21 protein-coding genes, 1 tRNA gene and 1 pseudogene are annotated in these 23,054 nt (G+C 48.0%); 2 read left to right on the forward strand and 21 right to left on the reverse strand.

Going from position 1 to position 23,054, the window contains the following annotated elements; genetic code table 11:
• The 19 genes from F3H20_RS17725 to F3H20_RS17815 form a co-directional block, all read right to left on the reverse strand.
• Positions 1–625: IS256 family transposase (locus F3H20_RS17725; protein ID WP_188128306.1), on the reverse strand; the 625-nt coding region annotated here is incomplete at its 3' end.
• Between the two features lie 77 nt (positions 626–702).
• The gene (locus F3H20_RS17730; protein WP_188128403.1) at positions 703–1,323 is read right to left on the reverse strand and encodes a carboxypeptidase-like regulatory domain-containing protein; all 621 of its coding nucleotides are present in this window, start codon (positions 1,321–1,323) and stop codon (positions 703–705) included.
• 619 nt (positions 1,324–1,942) lie between these two features.
• Positions 1,943–2,019, reverse strand: a tRNA-Pro gene (locus tag F3H20_RS17735).
• A 61-nt stretch (positions 2,020–2,080) separates the two neighbouring features.
• Complete coding sequence (thrB, locus tag F3H20_RS17740) at positions 2,081–3,004, reverse strand: homoserine kinase (RefSeq protein WP_149736192.1); 924 nt, start codon at positions 3,002–3,004, stop codon at positions 2,081–2,083.
• 29 nt (positions 3,005–3,033) lie between these two features.
• On the reverse strand, positions 3,034–4,329 hold the full coding sequence (locus tag F3H20_RS17745) for a homoserine dehydrogenase (RefSeq protein ID WP_149736193.1): 1,296 nt from the start codon (positions 4,327–4,329) through the stop codon (positions 3,034–3,036).
• A 16-nt stretch (positions 4,330–4,345) separates the two neighbouring features.
• Positions 4,346–4,792 (reverse strand): ACT domain-containing protein, encoded by a 447-nt coding sequence (locus F3H20_RS17750; protein WP_091751998.1) that lies wholly within the window; start codon positions 4,790–4,792, stop codon positions 4,346–4,348.
• 129 nt (positions 4,793–4,921) lie between these two features.
• The gene (gene spoIVA, locus F3H20_RS17755) at positions 4,922–6,400 is read right to left on the reverse strand and encodes a stage IV sporulation protein A (RefSeq protein WP_149736194.1); all 1,479 of its coding nucleotides are present in this window, start codon (positions 6,398–6,400) and stop codon (positions 4,922–4,924) included.
• A 240-nt stretch (positions 6,401–6,640) separates the two neighbouring features.
• On the reverse strand, positions 6,641–7,264 hold the full coding sequence (gene plsY / locus F3H20_RS17760) for a glycerol-3-phosphate 1-O-acyltransferase PlsY (protein ID WP_149736195.1): 624 nt from the start codon (positions 7,262–7,264) through the stop codon (positions 6,641–6,643).
• A 21-nt stretch (positions 7,265–7,285) separates the two neighbouring features.
• Positions 7,286–8,611 carry a ribosome biogenesis GTPase Der gene (gene der, locus F3H20_RS17765; RefSeq protein WP_149736196.1) on the reverse strand — a complete coding sequence of 442 codons (1,326 nt, stop codon included), beginning with the start codon at positions 8,609–8,611 and terminating at the stop codon, positions 7,286–7,288.
• Between the two features lie 294 nt (positions 8,612–8,905).
• Positions 8,906–10,102 (reverse strand): stage II sporulation protein P, encoded by a 1,197-nt coding sequence (gene spoIIP / locus F3H20_RS17770; RefSeq protein WP_149736206.1) that lies wholly within the window; start codon positions 10,100–10,102, stop codon positions 8,906–8,908.
• The gene (locus F3H20_RS17775) at positions 10,095–10,853 is read right to left on the reverse strand and encodes a DUF1614 domain-containing protein (protein WP_149736197.1); all 759 of its coding nucleotides are present in this window, start codon (positions 10,851–10,853) and stop codon (positions 10,095–10,097) included. The genes spoIIP and F3H20_RS17775 overlap by 8 nt, the downstream gene beginning before the upstream one ends.
• 111 nt (positions 10,854–10,964) lie before the next feature.
• On the reverse strand, positions 10,965–12,032 hold the full coding sequence (gene fni, locus F3H20_RS17780) for a type 2 isopentenyl-diphosphate Delta-isomerase (protein ID WP_223191829.1): 1,068 nt from the start codon (positions 12,030–12,032) through the stop codon (positions 10,965–10,967).
• A gap of 15 nt (positions 12,033–12,047) precedes the next feature.
• The gene (locus F3H20_RS17785) at positions 12,048–14,024 is read right to left on the reverse strand and encodes a bifunctional 4-hydroxy-3-methylbut-2-enyl diphosphate reductase/30S ribosomal protein S1 (RefSeq protein ID WP_149736198.1); all 1,977 of its coding nucleotides are present in this window, start codon (positions 14,022–14,024) and stop codon (positions 12,048–12,050) included.
• 343 nt (positions 14,025–14,367) lie between these two features.
• Positions 14,368–14,964 carry a lysophospholipid acyltransferase family protein gene (locus F3H20_RS17790; RefSeq protein ID WP_223191830.1) on the reverse strand — a complete coding sequence of 199 codons (597 nt, stop codon included), beginning with the start codon at positions 14,962–14,964 and terminating at the stop codon, positions 14,368–14,370.
• On the reverse strand, positions 14,951–15,628 hold the full coding sequence (gene cmk / locus F3H20_RS17795; protein ID WP_149736199.1) for a (d)CMP kinase: 678 nt from the start codon (positions 15,626–15,628) through the stop codon (positions 14,951–14,953). Before cmk ends, F3H20_RS17790 begins: the two co-directional genes overlap by 14 nt.
• A gap of 32 nt (positions 15,629–15,660) precedes the next feature.
• Positions 15,661–16,956: a 3-phosphoshikimate 1-carboxyvinyltransferase gene (gene aroA, locus F3H20_RS17800; RefSeq protein ID WP_149736200.1), complete on the reverse strand. Its 1,296-nt coding sequence runs from the start codon at positions 16,954–16,956 to the stop codon at positions 15,661–15,663.
• 367 nt (positions 16,957–17,323) lie between these two features.
• A complete protein-coding gene (locus tag F3H20_RS17805) occupies positions 17,324–17,833 on the reverse strand; it encodes a hypothetical protein (RefSeq protein WP_149736201.1) in 510 nt (169 codons plus the stop codon).
• 114 nt (positions 17,834–17,947) lie between these two features.
• Positions 17,948–19,189, reverse strand: a complete 1,242-nt coding sequence (locus tag F3H20_RS17810; RefSeq protein WP_149736202.1) for a BaiN/RdsA family NAD(P)/FAD-dependent oxidoreductase — start codon at positions 19,187–19,189, stop codon at positions 17,948–17,950.
• Between the two features lie 75 nt (positions 19,190–19,264).
• Positions 19,265–19,990, reverse strand: coding sequence for a pseudouridine synthase (locus F3H20_RS17815; protein ID WP_149736203.1), 726 nt, complete (start codon positions 19,988–19,990; stop codon positions 19,265–19,267).
• A gap of 490 nt (positions 19,991–20,480) precedes the next feature.
• Here F3H20_RS17815 and F3H20_RS17820 point away from each other — a divergent pair, with 490 nt between their 5' ends.
• Entirely contained in the window at positions 20,481–20,915 is a 435-nt protein-coding gene (locus tag F3H20_RS17820) for a hypothetical protein (RefSeq protein ID WP_149736204.1), read from the forward strand.
• 266 nt (positions 20,916–21,181) lie between these two features.
• On the opposite strand, the gene F3H20_RS20305 is transcribed toward F3H20_RS17820, so the two are convergent.
• Positions 21,182–21,307 carry a hypothetical protein gene (locus tag F3H20_RS20305; protein WP_262501632.1) on the reverse strand — a complete coding sequence of 42 codons (126 nt, stop codon included), beginning with the start codon at positions 21,305–21,307 and terminating at the stop codon, positions 21,182–21,184.
• Between the two features lie 267 nt (positions 21,308–21,574).
• A complete protein-coding gene (locus F3H20_RS17825; RefSeq protein ID WP_149736205.1) occupies positions 21,575–22,075 on the reverse strand; it encodes a hypothetical protein in 501 nt (166 codons plus the stop codon).
• Positions 22,076–22,731: 656 nt separating this feature from the next.
• On the opposite strand from F3H20_RS17825, the pseudogene F3H20_RS20015 reads away from it, so the two are divergent.
• Positions 22,732–23,054, forward strand: a pseudogene (locus tag F3H20_RS20015) (hypothetical protein); the annotation flags it as partial.

Consider the following 23,054-nt stretch of genomic DNA (forward strand, 5'->3'; position numbering starts at 1 on the left):
CGCTTGCGCCAAGCCAGATGCCGAGCACATCCTTTTTGCCGTCCAGATCGGTGCCGATGGCGACGTAAGCTGCTTTTTTGGTGACGATCCCGTTGTCCCGGACGCTATAATGCACAGCATCCAGAATCATCATGGCGTAGATGCTCTGTAGCGGCCGTTCCTGCCATTCCTTGATAAGTGGCAGAATTTTGTCGGTTATCTTGGAAACACGACTGTCATCCACGTCGATGCCATACATCTCCCGCATGGTTCTTTGGATGTCGCGGGTAGAGATGCCCTGAGAGTACAAAAAGATGACTTTGTCCTCTATAGAGGAAACGTCGGTCTGATGCTTTTTGACAAGCTGCGGCGAATATTCGCCCTGACGGTCGCGCGGAACCTTGATCTCCATTTCTCCGGTGCTGCTCTGCACGGTCTTTTGGGAATACCCGTTTCGGCTGTTGTCCGTTTGCTTGTTTTTGTAGTCGTATTTTGAATAGCCAAGCTCGCTGTCAAGCTCTGCGTCAAGTGCCGCCTGTATCGTTTCGGCGGTCAGCATTTTCACAAATTCGTGAACATCATTCATATCCTTGATCCCATATTCCTCGATCATTTGCCGCAGCTTGCTTTTTTCTTTCCCTGCCATAACAAAACCTCCATTGTTGTCATTTTTATCTTACCTGACAATGGAGGTTTACACAATTTTTTCTGCACTACCATCTTTTACCATTTTAATGTATAATTCCATGTTTGTCCGCCATACAAGTACGTGTGGTCGCGAGTGACTTGATAACCATCCTTTTTGATGGTTATCCAATATTGTTTAGAATCAGTCGGTATGGCACATCTAAAGTTTCCATTTTCATCTGTAGTCACTGTCGCCACACCTGACATCCCTCCATCTTCTTCGATAGAAACCTTTGCACCTTCAACAGGTTCCCTATTCTGATTAATTACTTTACCACTGATCCAGTCAGGATGGAGACTATAGTTATTTACAAGAGATGTTCCCGCTACATAGTAATTGCCAATTTGCTCTCGAATAATTCTATAATTCCCCTTGCGAATTGTTAACAATCCGGAGGTTTTCGCCATCGGATGGATAACATAATTACCTAAAGAATCAGTAACAGCCTTACTTTGTCCTCCAATGCCACTTGCTTCAAAAACAACCGTAACCCCTTCTATCGGCTCCTGATTTTGGTTTACAATTTTTCCGGAAAGCGTATAAGTTGGCATCAGCGCAGATAAAAAGTTTGCATCGGCCGTTCCAATGAGGAAATAACTAAACATAATGAATGTATAGAGCGTGATAAACCTCTTCATTTTTAGCAGCTGTCTCATCGAATGCATTACTCCTTTATATGTATTAAAAAAACTACTGCATATAATTCCACATTTCACCATTACTTCCTTTTACTAAAGCAAAAAATACTATTTCATTAGCACTCTTTTTTCTCGCACAGCTTACTATACTTTCCTCCTGTTTTTACTTTATTCTTTTTGTGCTTAGGAGCAACCATCCCTATATAAGAAAAAAGTAGAGCAATCCCCCAATAATATGAATGACTTACTTATATTTTAATGATAGATTTAACGATCGACGATTTATAGAGCAAACTATTGCAAGTTTGCATAGTTTATCCTTATAAAATAGTTCTCTAAATTACTCTCTAGCTCTATGGTTCCACCATAAGAAGGATGACATTAAGAGTTTTTAAATAAACCGAAGCCTTCTATATTATATTTTAACATAAACTTTTGTCGTGATTGTAATCTACCAATCAATTTATTGGGCATAGCTTAGTTTGATAGAGAGATATAATATATTGATATGATTCGCCCTACGTTACTCTTCAATTAACAGATAATAATATAATCACAACAAAAAACACTTTGCGTTTAAAATCTGCAAAGTGTTGATTTTATGTATATTTGGGGTTCTATACATTATGAACTTAATTGGTCGGAGCGGCGGGACTTGAACCCACGGCCTCTACCACCCCAAGATAGCGCTCTACCAAACTGAGCTACGCCCCGACTGACATAAAGTATTATACCTGTTATATCATTCTATGTCAACAAGGTTTCTATAATTAAATTAATTAATTATTTTCGCCCCGTCCGGATCAATCGTTAATACGTGATAACCGGCTTTTATCTGGTGACGACCAAAGGCCGCTACCATGGCATCGCCAATCGCCTTTTCCTTACTGACGGCAAAGGCGATCAAACATGGTCCGGCACCACTGATAGCCGCACCCAGCGCCCCGTTAGCCAAAGCGGCCTGAAAGACCTCTGGCATGCCCGGAACCAGCTTCTGGCGATAAGGCTGATGCAGTTTGTCTTCCAACGCATATTGTAAATGCTGAAACTCGCCTTTACATAAGGCTCCAATCAAGAGGGCCGTCCGACTGATGTTAAATACCGCATCCTGCAAAGAAACCGTTTGCGGTAGAACCTGCCGGGACGCTCTGGTGGAAAGGGTAAAGTCCGGAACAGCCACGATCATTGATAGCGGGGCCGGCGGTAAAAAACGCAGGTGATGGGCCCGTGCGGCGCCCTCACTGCCGGTGGCCACCGTGCTCAAGGTAATGCCGCCGAATAAGGCCGGCGCCACATTATCCGGATGCCCTTCAATGTCCGTCGCCAACTCAAAAAGTTGCTGCCTGGTCAACTGATTACCGCTGATAGCGTTGGCAGCCACCAAGCCGCCGACAATGGCCGCGGCACTGCTGCCCAGGCCACGAGCCAGTGGAATCGCATTAACCATTCGAATTCTAATCCCGCCGTAGACAAAGCCTACTTTGGCAAATACGGCTTTAGCCGCCTGCCATACGATATTCTTTTCGCTGTGCGGTATGGCACCGGCACCTTCACCGGACACTTCGATGATTAAACCGCTCGCTTCGCTGACAGAAAGCTCCAAACTATTATAAATGGTACAGGCAATGCCGACCGAATCAAATCCCGGTCCGCAATTGGCCGTTGTACCAGGAACACGCACTTTGACAGTATTTAGCATATATCCTCCCAATTTGGGGCCGCTAGTACTCATCCGATGGTTTCAGTTTCTACCCGGATGACACTGCGAATTTGATTGACCACCGACATGCTTTTGATAATGCCTATGGCAGATCGCAAGTTGGCGTCAGGCACTCGGTTGGTAATCAACACGACTTCTGCGCAGCAATTGACTTTACGTTTTTGAATAACCGAGTTTAAGCTGACCAATTCGGCGGCAAACGCACCGGCAATGGCCGCGAATACACCCGGTTTATCCTCAACCAACAGTCTGACATAATATTGAGATTCCGTCTTTTCCACCGGGCAGATCGGCTTCTGATCAAAGCAGGTGCAGAGAATCCGGCTGCTGACACCGTGCTGAATATCCCGGGCTACATCGATAATATCGGCTACCACCGCGCTGGCGGTCGGCATTTCACCGGCACCACGCCCATAAAACATCGCCTCGCCTACCGCATCCCCCTTGACAAAGATAGCGTTAAATACATCCTGCACGGCAGCCAGCGGATGGTTTTTCGCAACAAAAGCCGGATGCACCCGCACATCAATGCCTTTTTCGTCCTCTTTGGCAATTCCCAACAGCTTAATAACATAACCCAATTCGCTGGCATAGCCGATGTCGGCCTTGGACAGGGACGCAATCCCTTCCACAGAGACATCATCCACGGAAACTCTGGCGCCAAAGGCTATGGATGCCAAAATAGCAATTTTCCGGGCTGCATCGAGACCTCCCACATCGGCCGTCGGATCGGATTCGGCATACCCTTTTGCCTGGGCCTCGGCCAGCACTTCTTCAAAATCCAGCCCTTCGTTGGTCATTTTGGTCAGCATATAGTTAGTTGTCCCGTTGACAATCCCCATCACTTCACTGATTTTGTTGCCGGCCAGGCACTGCTTCAACGGGCGGATAATAGGAATACCGCCGCCCACACTGGCTTCAAACATTAAATCCAGCTTATTTTCTTCTGCAGCGGCAAACAGTTCACGGCCATAACGGGCCATGACGTCCTTATTGGCGGTCACCACGTGTTTACCGGCCTGCAATGCTCTTAGCATGTAATCTTTGGCTGGCATCTCACCGCCCATCACTTCCACCACAATATCAATATCGGGATTATCGATAATATCCTCCAGCCTGGTGGTAATCAAATCATCCACAGCGACGCTGCGGGGTTTGTCCGGATTGCGGACCATGATTTTTTTTATCTGAATATCCGCACCGACTTTTTGGGCAATACTATTTGCATTGTTAGCAAGAATTTTTACAACGCCAGTACCGACAGTACCTAATCCCAATAGACCAACCTGAATTGCCTTCTTCATACTGCCATTCTCCCCTCTATTCTTGCCCAAGCACTTCTAATCGCTTCACACCCTCAACCATCCGTAATTTGTCCAATAAAGCCTCCAAATCAATCGACAGATCGGCTGTTTCCAGCGATATGGTGGCATTGGCCACCCCCTGCAACGGTATGCCCTGATTAATGGTCAACACACTGCCGTGATCGCCAGCGATCGTATTCAGCACGCGCGACAATACGCCCTGCTTATGCTCCAATAGCAGAGCCAGGGTGACAATCTTTTCCCGGCTGGCTTCATAAAAGGGAAATACATAATCCTTGTACTTATAGTACGCGCTCCGGCTCAGCTCCATCTTCTCCACTGCTTCATTTATGGTGCGCGCTTCGCCGCGTTTGAGCAAATCTTTTACTTTGATCGTCTTTTTTATTGCCTCTGGTAAAATCTCTTCGCGGACTAAGAAAAAGCCCGATTTTTGTCCTGCCACTCTTTCGCCTCCCAGTATTTCAGAAAAGGATAAATATCTTTTGATGGTAGACATTATATCATCTTTTACCCCCATTTTACAAGTACAAATAAAAAAAATCGTCAGTCCATAACAGACTGACTTGGTTTATTAAAAAATAATGCATATTAAACCGCCACTGCCTTCGTTCACAACCCGCTGCAACGTATCTCTGAGCTTGACTTGTGCCGATTCAGGCATGCCTGACAGTTTGTTTTGAATGCTTTCTCTGACCAGAGAGTTAAGCGATTTGCCAAACAAATTAGTGCGCCAGATTTTTTCCGGCTCACCTTCAAACTCCCGCATTAAGTATTGAATCAATTCCTCACTTTGTTTTTCCGTACCAATTATAGGAGAAATCTCAGCTTGAATATCGGTCCTGATAATATGCAGCGAAGGAGCCGAAGCTTTGAGACGAACGCCAAACCGGTTGCCGGTCCGGATGATTTCCGGTTCTTCCAGAATCATTTCTTCAATTTGCGGCGGTACAATACCATAGCCGGTCTCACGAACCTGCTCCAGTGCGCCGGCCATTTTGTCGTACTCCCGTTTGGCCACGGCAAGGTCCTGCATCAGGCGCAGTAAATGATGTTCCCCTGAAATGGTAAAGCCGGTAAGTTCCTCCAGCACCTGATAAAAAAGATCCCCCCGGGCCGTAATTTCGATAACGGCGATGCCGCTGCCCAAATCCATATCGTGCAAAATAACATCCGCGATAAAATCATAGCCCGACAAATCGTCAATCGCCCGATCGATATCCCGGAGTCTCTTCACATATTGAATGACTTCCTCCACAGCAGTGGTAAACTTTTCACGGAGCCAATGATCTTCCAGCAACTCTTCAATCCACTTCGGCAGCGATATATTGACTTCTTTGACGGGGAATTCGTATAAAACTTCCTGCAGCACGGCATACACATCATCCTGATTCAACTGAGCGCAGTCGATGGGAATGACAGGGACATCATAGCTGGTTTCCAGTTTTGCCACCAATTCACGTGTCTCTTTGGCCGTCGGTTTATTGGTGTTTAAAATGACCAAAAATGGTTTTTCCAGTTCCTTCAGTTCATTGACCACCCGTTCTTCGGCGGCAATATATTTATCCCGCGGCAACTCAGTGACACTGCCGTCAGTAGTGACTACCAGACCGATGGTGGAATGCTCGGCAATGACTTTCCGGGTGCCGATCTCAGCCGCTTCCTGAAAGGGTATTTCGTTTTCAAACCAGGGAGTCAAAACCATCCGCGGACCGTCATCCTCTTCGTAGCCCAGGGCGCCTTCCACGGTATAGCCCACACAATCCACCAGGCGCACGTGAACACTGACATTTTCATTCACATTAATTTCAACCGCTTCGTTAGGGATAAACTTCGGCTCCGTGGTCATGATGGTTTTGCCGCCGGCGCTTTGTGGCAGTTCATCCTTGGCTCGTTCTTTCTCATAAGGATCAGTAATATTAGGCAGCACCATATTTTCCATAAAACGCTTGATAAAAGTTGATTTGCCGGTACGTACCGGGCCTACCACGCCAATATAGATATCGCCGCCGGTACGTTCGGCAATATCACGGAACAAGTCGAATTTTTCCATCTCCCTTATCTCCCTCCCCATGACTACTTATATGTATTTTGTTGCAGTTGCATGATAAGCCTCGTCGATCCCTCCCTTAATACAGCGTCATCGCAAAATAAAAGCTATGTCAGTACCGTAATGAACGGATAGCAGCAATCCCTGATTAATCACTAATAAATATATGACATGCCACTTAGAATATGACTCCGTAAAAAAAAGAGTATGGAAATATCATCCATACTCTTTTCATCCTGTCACTTATTGTTTTTTCTCTTTATTCTTCGGCGGCCCGGCATGACTGCCTGCTTTAATTTTTAGCTCATTGCCCTGCAACAGCCGCTGGATATTGGCCTTATGCCGAATGACCACAAAAGCGGCCGCCACGATACCAAAATAGAAATACTCCGTATTTTCGCCCAGCACCCACATACTGACCGGAACCAGAAGAGCGGCCACCACCGATGCCAGCGAAACATACCTGGTGGTAAATACAATGACCGACCACAGGAAAAACACAATGACGGTCACATTGGGCACCAGTACGGCAATGACACCTAAGCCGGTAGCTACACCGCGTCCTCCCTTGAAGCCAAGAAACAGCGACCAGTTGTGTCCGGCCATGGCCGCAATACCGCCCGCCAGCAGGGACAGCGGTGACCCAACCAACAGCTTGCCGAGAAAGACACCGGCCACTCCTTTTAAAGCATCGGTAAGAAACACCCAGAACGCCGGCCAGGGTCCCATGACCCGGTAGGCATTGGTAGCGCCGATATTTTTGCTGCCGTACTCTCTTAAGTCAACTCCTTTGAGCTTGCCGATCAGCAGTCCATTGGGAATCGACCCGATGATATAACTTAAAACGAGTACTATCGTATATTCCATTTACTATTCACCCTGCCCCGCTTATTCATCCTTCTCTTTTTTCCCCCGGACGACTAATTTCAACGGAGTTCCTTCAAAGCCAAAACTCTCCCGCAATTTGTTTTCCAAAAAACGCAAATAGGAAAAATGCATAGCCTCCGGCTCATTAACAAACAAAATAAAGGTCGGCGGTTTGACATCAGGCTGTGTGGTGAAATAGATTTTCAGCCGTTTGCCATGGGAAGCCGGCGGTGGATTGATCGCTGTGGCATCAGAGATAATCTGATTAAGTATACTGGTGCTGACTCGCATATTATGCTGCTCAGCAACAAATTTGATTAACTCGGTCAAGCGTCCTACCCGCTGCTTTGTGAGCGCCGAAGTAAATAAAACAGGCGAATACTGCATGAACCCCAGTTCACTTCTGATATTTTCAGTAAACCGAAGCGAGGTTTTGCTGTCCTTCTCCAGTAAATCCCATTTATTTACCACAATAACACTGGCCTTACCGGCTTCATGGGCATAGCCGGCAATCTTTTTGTCCTGCTCGGTAACTCCCTCCACGGCGTCAATGACCATCAACACTACATCGGCCCGGTCAACAGCCCGCAAGGAACGAATAACGCTATAGCGCTCCACCGGCATTTCAATCTTTGACTTACGGCGCATACCTGCCGTATCAATAAGGACAAACTTCGTGCCGTCGGCAACAAAGTGGGTGTCAATCGCATCCCGCGTCGTGCCGGCCACATCACTGACAATGACCCGTTCTTCTCCGATCAGAGCGTTCACCAGCGAAGATTTACCGACATTCGGGCGGCCAATGACTGCCACCTTGATTTCATCGCTTTCTTCCGCCGTTTCGCCTTCCTTCGGCAGTTGCTCCACAACGGCATCCAGTAAATCCCCCAGATTCAGAATATTGGCAGCCGATACCGGAATGGGATCGCCCAGCCCTAAATTGTAAAATTCATAGATGTCGTGATTATCCTTAATGGTGTCAACTTTGTTAACGGCAAGTAAAACCGGTTTGCGCGTATTACGGAGAATATTGGCCACTTCCTCATCCGAGTTGGTCATTCCGGTCTTACCGTCGACAATGAATAAAATAACATCAGCTTCGTCAATCGCCAGTTTTGCCTGATGACGTATGGCATTCAGCATGGTGTCATTGGTTTCCAACTCAATACCGCCCGTATCAATCATTGTAAATTCATGTCCCAGCCACTCGGCATCCATATAAATGCGATCACGGGTTACGCCCGGCATATCCTCCACAATGGATACACGTTTTTTGCCGATGCGGTTAAACAACGTGGATTTGCCGACATTAGGACGCCCCACGATGGCTACTATTGGTTTACTCATCATATCACCCTATATTACTCATATTTATTCGCTTACCTATACTATCTCCAATCAGACAACAGATTATATAACCCGGCTGCGTCATAGACAAGCGCGGTTCATTATATACTATTTTTACTTTCTTGGCTACTGCTTCCATTCCAGCAGGAAATACCACATAATAAAAATACCCTATGTGGCACTCATCTTTTACCTCTTAATTACATATTCCGTTACGTAGGCCTGTTTTCCTGCAAAACAAAGAAAGAGTGAGGAATAAAATCCGGTCACTCTTTACAATTGGCTGCCGCCATGCTATTCGTTTTTCTTTTTCTGTTCTTCCGATTCGTTGGGCTTCTCCGACCGTTTTTTACGGGGAGCCAAAAAATTGGCAAATTCCGTACTGGTAAATTGTTTTAACTTTGCTTTTGCTTCTTTCATACTGCCGGTGCTGAGAAAGAGAAAGGCGGCGGCTCCCACGACCAGCAGACCGATAATCCAGCCCATGGATTTAGTGGCACCGGAAAGACCGGCTGCCGTTGAACCAAATCCCGCCGCACCGGCCTGCTGTTGTTCCGAGCCCTGTTGTGCTCCCTGTGCCGCACCGCCGCCGGCCTTATTGATAACAGCAGGAAGCACATCGGCAAATAAAGCTATTCCCCGTTCAGCCGAAGGCCGGTCATTCGTATGGGCCCCCACTTCCACCAGCATTGAGCGGGGATGTAAATCCTGATTGTAGTCGCCACCCTTGGCAAAAAATATTCCCTTGATCAGACCCGGATGCATTTGGTCGGAATTAGCTTTGAGCTGCAGCGCGTAGTCTTCGATTTGTTTGCCCGTAGGACCATATTTGCCTACCACCAATTGCAGTTTGGTTACATCTTCGCCATTTATGTTTGCCTTGTACACTTCCGGTGGCGTTGAATCCCGGTGTACATCAAAAATAGCGTCAGGCTGCTCCTGCTTGATTAGGGTAGCCGCCGTACGGCGCGAACGCTCGTAGGCCATGTCGTCATGAGGATCATGCCTGGCGTCCGAATGGACCACTGCCATACCGTCCGCCTGCAAGGCATTGGCAAAGGCATCACCGACCTTGTAAATGCCGCCATTGCCATAAATGCTGTCTGTACCGTCGGTAGGTACATAGGATTCATCCGAATGGGTGTGATAAATAGCAACTTTCCCCTTATTATCCTGCGCCGAGGCAATGGAAGGCTTCAGTATGCCGGCAAACCAGGACTGCTTGGCTTGGTCAGGCAGATACTCCGTAATGTTCACTTCACCCAAGAACCGCGCCGTAGCCTGACTTCCTTCCAAACCAACCACTTCGTACCGTTTATTCTTTTCTGTCAGGAACTGATCGCCCACATTTACTTTCCAACCGGTAATATAGACAGTTTCACCTTGCTCGTCGTGAATGGTATAGGTAGTATCGGAATGAGCGTAGACGGTGCCTTGCAAAAAGAGCACCAGACACAGCGCGCCAAGCATGAGGACGATTCGCTTATTCATGGTCGTCACCCCGTTCTTCCTCTTTTTTTGCCGTATCGGTCGGTTTCCCCTTTTCCGTTCCGGCGCCCTTTTTATGATTATAGAAAATCTCTTTACTGAACTCGTACAAGCCTTCCGGGCGATTAGGCCCCAGAACAGGGCCGCCCTGCAGCTTTTCCCTGGTTTCACCCACCAGCTCGGCCACCATAACACCGACAAAACCGGCGATCATCACCACATCAAAAGCACCGGCGCCACCGATATTAGTGGTCCCCGCAACCCCTAACCCCATCAGGGTAAACATATGGACAATATCGCTTAGAATGATGCCTAATACCCCACCGGCAAAAGCACTCCGGCGGGATCGTCCGGCCAGATAAGCGATCAGACCGGCGGAAATCCCATAAATTAATTTGGGATCTAAAAACATATTTTCCGGCTCATAAGGCAAGTACCGGGAACCGAGTGACACGGCGAAAGCAACCAACACGGCCGATACAACGGCCCGTATTTTTTCCGAGGTTTCATCAGCTTTAGCAATCAACCAGACCGACAGCAAAAAAGGCAGTAAGGCACCGCCTACATTGACGCTAAGCGCAACCGGCGCCCTCATCAGCGGAATATCAACAAAGCTTCCGACAATCACCGCCAGAATAAACCACAGCGCCTGCTTATCCGTTAAGCGCATCCTGTCAAGAATCCGCTGCGCCAAACCGAAATAAACCAGAACTGCCACGACCAGTAAAGTAATCATTCCAATTGGCATTCCCATTTTTTTGTCCCCTCTCATACCAAAATGTATTTATCCAGTTGCCTTAGCTTGCCCTTTTCCATACAGATTCATGCAAGAGAGACAAAATTGACAAAGAGAAAGGCATGGATTTTATCCATGCCTTTCTCTTTGTGCATAAGCTGCTGTATCAATACCTCGCGCCTGCAGCCACTCCCGGCTGTAACCACTTATTATCAGCGGTGTCTGCCGCAGCTCGCGGTTGCTTTGGGCGCCGCAGAGCAGCATATATTGCCTGACTGACTGCAAGAGTTCATCCAGCCATAAAACGGCCGCCGCCACGCCGCCCTTATATAGCTTTTTGATCAATGGCGTTGCAATTCCCACTGCTGCCGCGCCAATAGTCATAGCCTTTACGACATCCAGGCCGCTGCGAACGCCGCCGGATACGATCAGGTCGGCACTGTCCGGCAGTACCGACGCCACCTCCAGGGCACTGATGGCCGTAGGAATCCCCCAGTACAGTTCTTCCTCCAGTTTTCGCTGGCTGCGGGCTGCTTCGATCGCTCGGAAGTTTGTTCCGCCGGCACCACCGACATCAATAGCCCTCACACCGGCCTCCACCAATAAACGCGCCTGTTCCCTGGCAATCCCGCAGCCCACTTCCTTCACAATGACCGGTACCCCGACCGCGTCTACAATAGCAGCCACATTGTGCAAGTAACCCCGGAAATCCCGGTCTCCTTCCGCCATGAGGATCTCCTGGGCCGTATTGATATGAATTTGCAAAGCATCGGCTTCAATCATGGCTACAGCCTGTTTAGCCTGCTCCGGCGTAACATGAGCCCCTAAATTGGCAAACAGAATTCCGTTCGGATTATATTGGCGGACGATGCGGTACGAATCGAGCACAGCCGGATCTTCCAAAGCAGCAAACTGCGAGCCGACAGCCATCGCTATCCGGCTCTGCTGTGCCAGTTCGGCCAGCATGGCATTAGTCTTCATAACATCCTGGGCGCCGCCCGTAATAGCATTAATAAACACCGGATGAACAAGTTCCAGGCCGCAGACAGTGGTCGACAGATCGATTTGCTGCCAGGAAAGATCGGGCAGACAATTGTGAATGAGCGATATATCCGCAAACCGGCTGGCAGACGGACCGTCTTCCAGCGTTAATGCATAGTGTATATGGTCCAACTTGCGTGATTGACGCACCGACATGCCTCCGACTTCTCCTTAGTCTTCGCGTTTGAATAAATGTCCCAGTTTTTCTCCGATGGTGACACCCATGGAGCTATGATTGCTCAGATAATCCTGATATTCGGCCCGTTCCTTCTCTTCCTGAGCCTTGGACAGGCTGAGGGAAATCTTTTTCTGCTTCGTATCAATGCCGAGAACCTTCACGGCTACTTCCTGCCCCAACGTTACAACTTCCTCCGGCTTGGTTATATGGTGGTCAGACAATTCCGAAATATGCACCAGACCTTCCAAACCGGTTCGCAGAGCGACAAAAACACCGAATTTGGCAATTTTACTTACCTTACCTTTAACAATGGCCCCTTCCGGTAATTCAGCAGCCGCATCAAACCATGGATCTTTCTGTACCTGCTTTAAACCTAAGGAAATGCGTTTGGCCGCCGCATCCACCTTCAAGACACTTACCTCAACCTGATCTCCCACGGCAACAACCTCTTCCGGTGACTTCACCCGCTGCCAGGACAAATCTGATATATGAATGAGCCCATCGACACCGCCAATATCGACAAAGGCGCCGAAAGCAGCCAGCCGGGAAACTGTCCCGGCAAGAACCTGTCCGGCCTGAATGGACTCGTACACGGCCTTTTCCTTCGCTTCCCGCTCCGTTTGCAGCACTGCCCGGCGGGAAAGGACAATCCGGTTCTTATCCCGGTCCACTTCGATCGGAACCAACTCCAATTCCTGCCCGACAAAGACAGCAATATCTTCCACAAACTTCAAATCCAGTTGTGAAGCCGGCACAAAACCGCGTATTCCTAATACACTTACCACTAAGCCGCCTTTTACAGCCTCTACAGCCTTAGCCGTCAATACCTGCTTGCTTTCCAGCGCTGCCAGCACTTTATCCCAGGCTACAATATGATCGGCTTTTACCTTAGACAGCATGACATTTCCGTCGGCCGTTTCTTCACTGACAACAAAGACCTCCAGCACATCACCAACGGCAACGGCTGCTTCCGCCCGCTCAGGCACCGGATAGGCCAGTTCCGCCAATGGAATGATTCCTTCGGCCTTATAACCGATATCGACGAACACCTCATCCTTATGTACGGCAATTACCTTGCCTGTCACAATACTGCCCTTCTCAATTTTTGTTACGGTTTCCTGCATTTCCTGCTCAAATTCCTGCATTTTTTCCATTACCTCCTCTATAAGCCAGTCAGGTGTTGATGCTCCGGCAGTCACGCCAACCACATCTATATTGTTAAACCAGTGCTGCCTCAGCTCCTGTGCTGTTTCCACGTGATAAGTCCTGCAGCCGGACGCTTCCGCCAAGCGGGCCAGTTTGGTAGTATTGGAGCTGTTTTTCCCTCCCACGACAAGCATGACCTCCACTTTGCCGGCCAGTTCCATAGCCGCTTTCTGCCGTAACTCGGTTGCGTTACAGATAGTTCGATTTACTTTTATTTCGTCGCATTTCGTACGCAGCACTGCAATGATTGCCTGAAACAAGGCCCCGGCAAAGGTAGTTTGGACAACTACACCGATCCGGGTAAAAAAAGCAAGCTTCTCCGCCTCCTGGACCGATTCTATAACAATCGTCTGTTCACCTGACCAGGCGACAATACTTTTTACTTCCGGGTGCTGCCGCTCACCGATCACAATGACCTGATAGCCTTCGCCGGCCAGTTGCCGGCCAGCCTGCTGCGCCTTACGCACATGAGGGCAGGTAGCATCCACAAGCTCCAATCCCTTCTCCTCTGCCGCCGCATAAGTTGACGGCCCCACGCCGTGGGAGCGAATAATCACAGTACCGCCAGCCGGAATATCTTCCAAACTGCCGGCTACTCCGACGCCCTGCCGCACCAACCGTTCCACCATCTGCGGATTATGAATAATCGGTCCCAGTGTTTGCGCCTGTCCGGCCGCAGCGTTTTTGCCGCAGACGCAGGCCAGTTCCACGGCCCGCTTGACGCCATAACAAAAACCACAATGCTCAGCTAAAATAACTTTCATGATATCCTCCTGCAAAAAAACGGCCGACTTTTCTGTTATATTATACCATACGGATAGACTGAACTCCTGTCTGCCTTACTATATAACTGATATGTAAAAAACTTTTCCGATATGCCAGACGCCATGTGTGGTCTTGTTTATAAACAATATGCAACTCCCTGGCAGTGTTTTTTAGGCCATGCTTCGTTAACGTTTCTTGAAATAAGAACCATTATTCCTGTAAACTCTTGCCTCGTCTGACACTATGGATTATTCCGTTAATCTACAACAAGCCTTAAGCAAAATTCAAACGACAGAAAGAATCTATTGATTCTTCCTGCCGTACGCATAAGCACATTAAAAATTACTGCCGGCCCAGCAGTGCAGCAATTTCCGCCATAACCAGCCGGCCCTGAACTTCCGTCTCTTCCCGGCTCAATTTTCCCTGTGGAACCGTAAGCGGCTTGCCAAACCGTACGATAAATCTCGGAAAAAGAATTGGAAACCGTCCTACCTGATTGGTGCCGATGATCGCAACAGGAATAATGGGCACATTGGCTTTAACGGCAATCATGAGAACTCCCGGCTCCGCCGGTCCCAATATGCCGTTTCTGCCACGGGTTCCTTCGGGAAACAAGCCAACCAGTTCACCCTGTTCCAATAAGGTTACCGCCGTACGGATAGCATTGCGGTCAGCCGCTCCCCGCTTGACGGGAAAAGCCTTTAGCTGGGTGATAATCCAGCTAAATACAGGATAAGAAAATAATTCTTCCTTGGCCATAAAGTGAATACGCCGTGACAAGGCGGCCCCCATTAGCGGAGGATCCCATAAACTGATGTGATTGGGAGCAATAATTGCGCCACCATATGCAGGGATATTTTCCTCCCCTTCCACTTTCCAGCGAAAGACGGTCAGGAAAAGGAGGCGAAAGAGGAATCGCAACACATTATATACCGCCACTTTTTTCCTCACAGATCTTTAAAATTTCATCAACCGCTGCCTCAATGGACATGGCGGTCGTATCGACCAATACGGCATCTTCCGTCTGAATCAGCGGCGCATATTCCCGCTCATAGTCTTTTCTATCCCTGTCGGCAATTTCCCGTTTCAATTCTTCCAAATCCACCGTATAGCCTTTGTCCAGCAGTTCCTTCCAGCGCCGTCTGGCCCGTTCCTCAATGGAAGCCGTCAAAAACACCTTCACATCGGCGTTCGGCAAAACCCGGGAGGCAATGTCCCGTCCATCCATAACCACCCCGCCCTTGGCAGCCATATTGCGCTGCAATACCAGCATGGCTTCCCTCACCGGCAGAATCTGCGATATTTCGGCAACCAAACCGGTAACTTCCGGCGTCCGGATGGGGCCGGTTACGTCTTCCCCGTTCACCAGGACGACTAGCTTGCCGGCTGCGTATGTTAGTTCAATAACGGCTCCCGCCGCTAAATCACCGACTGCCGCAGCATCCTTAACCGTCAGGTTTTGCCGGAGCGCCAGCCAGGTCACCGCACGGTACATAGCTCCGGTATCAATATACACATAGCCCATTTTCCTTGCCACAATCTGCGCCACCGTGCTTTTACCCGCACCAGCCGGCCCATCTATGGCAATGACCAGTTTTTTCATAACCATTCTCCTATCCTCTCCCAGCGCCAGTGTTACTCCACCCGCAGGCTTGCTAACGTCTCAAAGAAATCAGGATACGATATTCTCACACAATCGGGTTCCGTAATTTCCACACCATTGCCGGCCAGACCGGCTATGGCCAGCGACATGGCCATCCGGTGGTCATCATGGGAATGGCACACACCAAACTTCAGAGACTGTCCGCCCTCAATAATCAGTCCGTCCGCTTTTTCCTCCAGCACTGCTCCCAATTTACTCAACTCGGCCGTAACAGCTTTCAGGCGGTCGGTTTCTTTTACCCGCAGTTCTTCCGCTCCGCTGATGACCGTTTTTCCCTGGGCAAACAAGGCTGCAACAGCAAGTACCGGTATTTCATCAATTAACCGGGGAATGATCTCACCTTTAATTTCCGTGCCCCGTAACTGCGCCGATTGCACTAGCAAATCGGCTACCGGCTCGGCACCGCTGAACCGTTCGTTTTCCAGTGAAATATTGGCACCCATGGCAGTCAGCACATCCAAAATCCCTGTTCTGGTAGGATTGATGCCCACATTGCGCAACAACAATCGGCTATTGGGCAGAATCGTACCGGCAACCAGCCAGAACGCCGCCGAGCTAATGTCGCCGGGCACTTCAATAACTTTAGGCGCTGTTAACGAATCGACAGGAGCCACAGATACTGTAAGCCCTTCCCGTTTTACCGGCACGCCAAAAGACTCCAGCATCCGCTCGGTATGATCCCTGGAAAGGAAGGGCTCGGTGACCGAAGTGCCTCCCTTGGCAAACAAACCAGCCAGCAGCACTGCCGACTTCACCTGCGCGCTGGCGACAGGCATCGTATAGTCGATGCCCTGTATCTGTGCCGACGGCACAAGCGCCATGGGAATATATTTGGACTGCTGACGTCCTACAATGGTACAGCCCATTTGCGACAAAGGCTTGATAACCCGTGCCATAGGGCGTTTTGTCAATGAAGCGTCGCCGCTGAACACACTGAAAAACGGCTGACAGGCCAGAATTCCGGTCATCAGCCGGAGCGTGGTTCCGGAATTTCCTGCATCCAATACACTGATCGGTTCTTTAAGTCCATGAAGCCCGTTGCCTTGAACACATAATTCGCCGTCGGCTCGCCGCTCCACCTGCACTCCTAAAGCTTCCATACAACTAACCGTCGAACAGCAGTCTGCGGCATAAAGAAAATTGCGAATAACCACCGGTGTATCGGCCAGTCCGGCAAACATGACACTGCGGTGCGAAACCGACTTATCGCCGGGAATATACGTAGTACCTAGTAAGGCCTTGCAAGATTTGACTGTTATCTGTTGCATAGCATCCACCTATCTTAAGTATAAATTAAAATTGCCAGTTCCCTGACAACTTCCAAACTGCAACTATTCAAGGCAGCAGCTCATGGCAGCACGCCAGTACCTGCATTACCCAAAAACAATATTAGATAGGGATATTCTTCATAAATTTTCAATATCCTTCCCGCGATCGGCAGGATAGGGCGTGTATTCAAATGAACGGAATGATCCCTTGCGAGTGATTTTTGTGTCAGACGAGCTATACCCTAAAGGGCTCGCGAGATTTTGCAGAAATAGCGGCCCATATTTTAAAAATTATAACGAAGTATGGCACAAAAAGCGCTGTCAGGAACGATTCGGATAGTTTGAATACACGCCCTAGGGTTTCCAGTTATCTGAATTTAATCTTCCCTACTGTGATAATTGACGGCTTCCCCTCCAAAACCAGTCCGTTAGGCGGGACTGCTACCTTGTCGTCCGCAGTCGCCAACCGGAATCGTACGGGACGGGAAACCGCACTGGCATTAATCTCCACATAATCACCGTCATATACCTTTATCGCCACTTCTCCCTCGACGAAGTGGCCGGCAGGCTCACCATTCACCGTGACAAACACCTGAGGATCAGACGCCGGTTCAAGCATGGTAACGGTCAACAGGGAACTTTCCCGCAACGCCGTCAGGCGGTTTAACACCGGACTATCGTATACGGATGCCCGGCTCCCTTCCTGATTAGCCAACGGTTCTCCCTCCAACCGGTCAACCAAGGACAAATAAGAGCGCCCTGCCTGCCCCAGCAGCAGAATCTGGACAGCTATCAGCAGCAGCACGCAACCGGCGGCGGCTAGAGTTAGAAAATTATGTTTGATATAATGGCTGTAGCTTCTGAGTCTTTTGAACATAAAACCGCCCTCTTTCAGGCGCAGCGGATACAGGCTCTATTGGGGCCATGCCGCCATGCCGGTTTTATGTTAGTATGCCCAGATCCCGCCGGGTATAGGTACATATAGATACAGCTACAAAACAGCAGCACTCCGTCCCGCCACATAGCCTGTAGAAAAGGCGGCTTGCAGATTAAAACCGCCGGTATAACCGTCAATGTCAAGAACCTCGCCGGCTAAATATAAACCGGTGATCAATTTTGACTGCATGGTGGCCGGATTGACTTCCTTCACATGGACACCACCGGCCGTTACAATGGCCTCACTGACCGGCCGCGTACCGGTAATGGTAAAAGTCAGGTGCTTCAATTGCTGCAACAGACGCTGGCGTTCCGCTTTGGTAATTTGGTGGACCGGTTTTTCCGGATCCAGAAAAGCCAAATCAATCATCACCGGAATCAAGCTGGCAGGCAGCAGTTCATGCAAGGCATTCCCCAATTGCTTCCGGGAAAATTTTTCAAAGTCCCGTTTAATTCGATTATCTAGAACTTCCTCCGACAAAGCCGGCTTCAAGTCAATCTCAATTAGCACTTCCTCCCGTTCCTGCTCTTGCAGCAGTTCCGAGACCTTTTTACTGAGCGACAAAATGATTGGCCCCGACATACCGTAATGAGTAAAAAGCATTTCACCAAATTCCTGTGCCACTTTTTTACCACGGTATAACACTGTGGCCGTAATATTTTTTAACGACAACCCCTGAATATCACCAATCCATTCCTCCCCCACCTCCAGAGGAACCAGGGAAGGTTTCAGCGGCGTAATCTGATGACCAAGCCTGGCGGCCATTTCGTAGCCGTCGCCGGTGGAGCCTGTCCCGGGATACGACGCACCGCCTGTCGCCAGTACAACTGCGTCGGCTTCATAAGTCCGTTGCGCTGTAGCCACGCCCGTAACCTGTCCGCCGGTTACGAGAATCCGCTTTACAGCCTCACCGGTTATTAGCTGCACCCCCAAGTCCGCCAAGGCCCGCAAAAACGCCTCTACCACATCCTGCGCCTTATCACTGGCAGGGAACACCCGTCCGCCGCGCTCCACTTTGGTCTCCAAGCCCTGACGGGCTAAAAAGTTAATGATATCCTGATTAAAAAAAGTATGAAATGAGCTATACAGAAAACTGCCATTGCCAGGCATGTTTTTTATACAGGCTTGCATATCGGCTATATTGGTAATATTACACCGGCCCTTACCGGTAATCATAAGCTTCCGTCCCACAGACGGCTTTTTTTCCAATACGGTTACCTGCGCTCCATTCTCTGCTGCACTGACTGCTGCCATAAGGCCTGCCGCTCCACCGCCAATAATAACTACTTGTTTCATAGACTGCAGTTCCTCTCCTGTTTTAAAATTCCAGTTATCCGACAGCAGGACAGCGCCGCGCTTGCGGCTAGACTGCTACTTTCCTGCATACTTCTTTAATTCCAGTATTTCCTCATCGGTTAGATATCGAAATTGACCACGCCGCAAACCTTCCAAGGTCAAAAAGGCAAATTTAACCCGCTTTAAATTCTTAACCGGATAACCGATCGCTTCAAACATCCGCCGGATCTGCCGGTTTTTCCCCTCATGAATAGTCACTTCCAGGGCCGTTATATCCCTTTCCCGGTCGTAATCAACGATATCAACCTTAGCCGGCGCCGTTTTACCTTCCTCCAGTTGAATACCAACCCGCAGACGGTCCAGTTTTTCTTCCGCCGGAGAGGAAGCCACTTTCACGATGTAGGTTTTATAAATATGTCTGCTGGGATGTAGCAAACCATTGGTCAGCTCTCCGTCGTTAGTCAGCAGCAGCAATCCTTCGGTATTATAATCCAACCGTCCTACCGGATACACCCGCTCTGGAATATCCGCAACCAGTTCGGTTACCGTTTTGCGCCCTTGCGGGTCAGTCCTGCTGGTAATAACACCCTTGGGCTTATAAAGTACAACATATACAGGCTTTTCACTTGCAATCAGTTTGCCATCCACAGCAATCCGGGCCTTTCTGGGCTCCACTTTAGTGCCAAGCTCGGTGGTTACCACACCATTCACCGAAACCCGGCCGGCAGTGATTAACTTTTCAGCCTCCCGCCGCGAGGCAATTCCCGCCTGGCTGATAATCTTCTGTAAACGTTCCGCCATATAGTAAGAACTTCCTTTCTGTCATCGCATGATCCTGCTTGTAAAGCGCTTAGTACTCCACTAACCATGAAAACAGAAATTGCTGCCGGTCAACATATCGCCAGCCTTCGTTGTCGTCAGTCGACATACTGGCGGTATGACTCTTTCCTCCGCCTTGGCTGGCAACATGTTGCCTGCCATTAGCTTCCTGTTTTAAAGTTGTCGGAGTACTAGCTGCGAACTATTATCCATAATATCACAACTTGGCAGCAAATCAACTCCCCTTATAAACTTATCTTGTCTGTTTTTTTAAGTTTTATTTCCTGTAAACCACATAACCGAACGGGAATTTTTAAGCAAAAACACCTACTGACATTATAAGTAAATTTCCTAACCCCACACAAGTGAACCAACGAATAGTTTCCCTTTTTCTACCGGCCTCACAGCCGCATAAAAATAATCAACCTGAAAAATACTATCTCCGGATTTTACTTTAGGAGGCGAATTGTTAATGTACCAACAGGCCAATCCCTTTCTCCAACATGCCATAAACCATGGCCAGTCACTCATAGCCGAGATGAACAAGGCCCGTTCGCTGTCGCAGGATATTGTTTCCGCATGCGACAGTGCTATGATGTCCATGAATGCCGGCAACACGCAAAATGCCATTAATTCCGTGCAAAGCATCAGGAATATGGCCACCCAGGTAGCGCAGTCCACGCAGATTTTCAATCAGGCCATTAATAAACGGCTGGATATGTCTTCGTATATGCTAAATCATATTCAGCAAAAGATTGGTGAATTATCCGGCGCGATCCAAAGTTTAAAAGCCTCTACCGCGCACTCCCAATCAATGAACTGGGGGCAATATTCTAATCAATACGGTCATTCCTCAGCTCATCAGATGATGCCCGGTCAGTTCGGTTCCTCTATGCCGCAACAGTAAACTATTTCTAGCAAAAGGCTCTCACAGCCTGTTAACAGGTAAATGTGAGAGCCCTTTTGGGTAAAAAAGAATTTTACCGACAACCTATTGCTTCAGCGATCCCGAGATTGTACTCATATTTATAAGGTTTGACATAGTTTTCTTAGTTTTTAACGCCTTTATAAATCTACTCCAAATTTTCCGCAATTTCATGAGTGGAAGCGCCTGTTCTTTACTGATGGCACTGGTAGCTTCGATTGATTAATAAATCTCGGTAACCGCACTACTCACGTCTCTACCGAATTTTCTTTGGTCGCTTCCAGTTTCTGTTTGCCTGTGCTAAAATCGGTGCCTGCCACATCGGCACTGGCATTCAACTGGTTATTAACCCGGTACTTAAGATCCGGGTCCAATCCCTCCTGAAATAGTCTATTAACGGACTTGCGAATACCATACTAGACAGGGCAAGCAAAAATGAAATCACCAAAATATTTTTCTTCAGTCTTTACCTCCTGCAGTCATTTTTCGTATCTCCCGTAAAAAGAAATGTTATATCCTACTTGGAATATAATTACAAATATTCTTAGAAATCTCCGTTAGACTGCAGTTCACCTGCTAATAAAAAGCCCGAAGGTGGCTAAACACATTCAGGCAATACTGATACTTTAGCGACATACTTATTAATCATCATTATCCGGTTTTTTCAGTGGTTTCTGGAGGACGGGACGTAATAATTTAACTTGAGGATCTCTACGATATACATAAGCTGCCCCATACCCCCAAAGCAAAAATATAATGGTCAGTACAAATGCATTGCTATAGCCATAGGTAGCGTAGGATTGCATGATTGTTGCTACCTTTAAGTTAAGTACTGCAAAAGCGAAGATATAGAGCCAAAAGAAAGTAGTACGTTTCGGTAGAAAATAGAGAAACATAGCAAATGTAAATGACCAACTTACAGGTGCAAATGCATGGATTAAACCAAAGACACTAAAATGTCCCATATTATCATATCTAACCTGACCTAATAACGTAAGCGTAAGCACTAATGCTATATCGACAATTCCTCCTAAAACAACACCATACAGAAAATATCTTTTATACTGATGTTTAGGTATTAATAGAAGAAATCCAAAACCAGTAATTGCAGTCAATATGATGTATAGATAGCTTTTGTCCATACGCCACCTCTAAATTTCATTTTTGATTAGTGTAACAATTATTTTAATTTTTATTTATAAATTTCAATATAAAAAGCCCGGAAACCGAAAGTACCGACCCACAATAAAAAATTTTTCCACCCTGGCATGTACCAGACGGTGTTAACCATATTGGTAGACGCCTCATTCCACTAAGCATAAACTATGGTCTGCAGGGTTTACTTATTTTACTCCGAATTTTTCCTTTACATCACATTCACCGAGGAATCATTGGGGAAACAATTAAATCTATGGCTTATTTATTTTTGCCGGTTTATTCGAGATTGGCAGAGGTTACTTAATATGGCTTTGGCTAACATGCCTGCTAATTTTAGTCCAGTCCATGCAGCTTACGGAGGAATATTTATTCTTCTTTCCCTATTAATGGGGATAGAAGGTCGATAATGTTTCAATCGTTCCGGTGTATTGTCTGATGTGTATTCACCCGGAAACACTGATAGCTACCAGGATATTCTTATACATGTAAAATATTTTCTTCAAAAATCCCTGCCGGTAAAATAACCGAACAGGGATTTAATTTTACACTGTCACCAGATTGCTCCCCCTATTCTCTTTTGGTTTCCCTTTACTCAGGATATACATAAGATAAAATAAACAAACATGAAAGGAATAATAGAATGGATAAAAAAATTCGTCATCATTGCCACCATTACAAAATAAAACATATTCAATATGTACCGCACACTCATCACATTCCTGATCATAGCCAGTGTAACAAAAGCAATATCTGCGGTTCTTCTGACACATCCGCCAACTGCTGCCTCCCATGCTTTCCCATTTGTTCTCCCTGCCTAACAGGGCCGACTGGGCCTGTTGGCCCGCCTGGTATAACTGGCACTACAGGAGCCACAGGTAGCATTGGACCGATTGGACCGACTGGACCGACCGGTTCAACTGGGGCTACCGGCGCCACTGGTGTAACGGGTGCTACCGGGACTAC

Source organism: Propionispora hippei DSM 15287, assembly GCF_900141835.1.
Classification (GTDB): Bacteria; Bacillota; Negativicutes; order Propionisporales; family Propionisporaceae; genus Propionispora; species Propionispora hippei.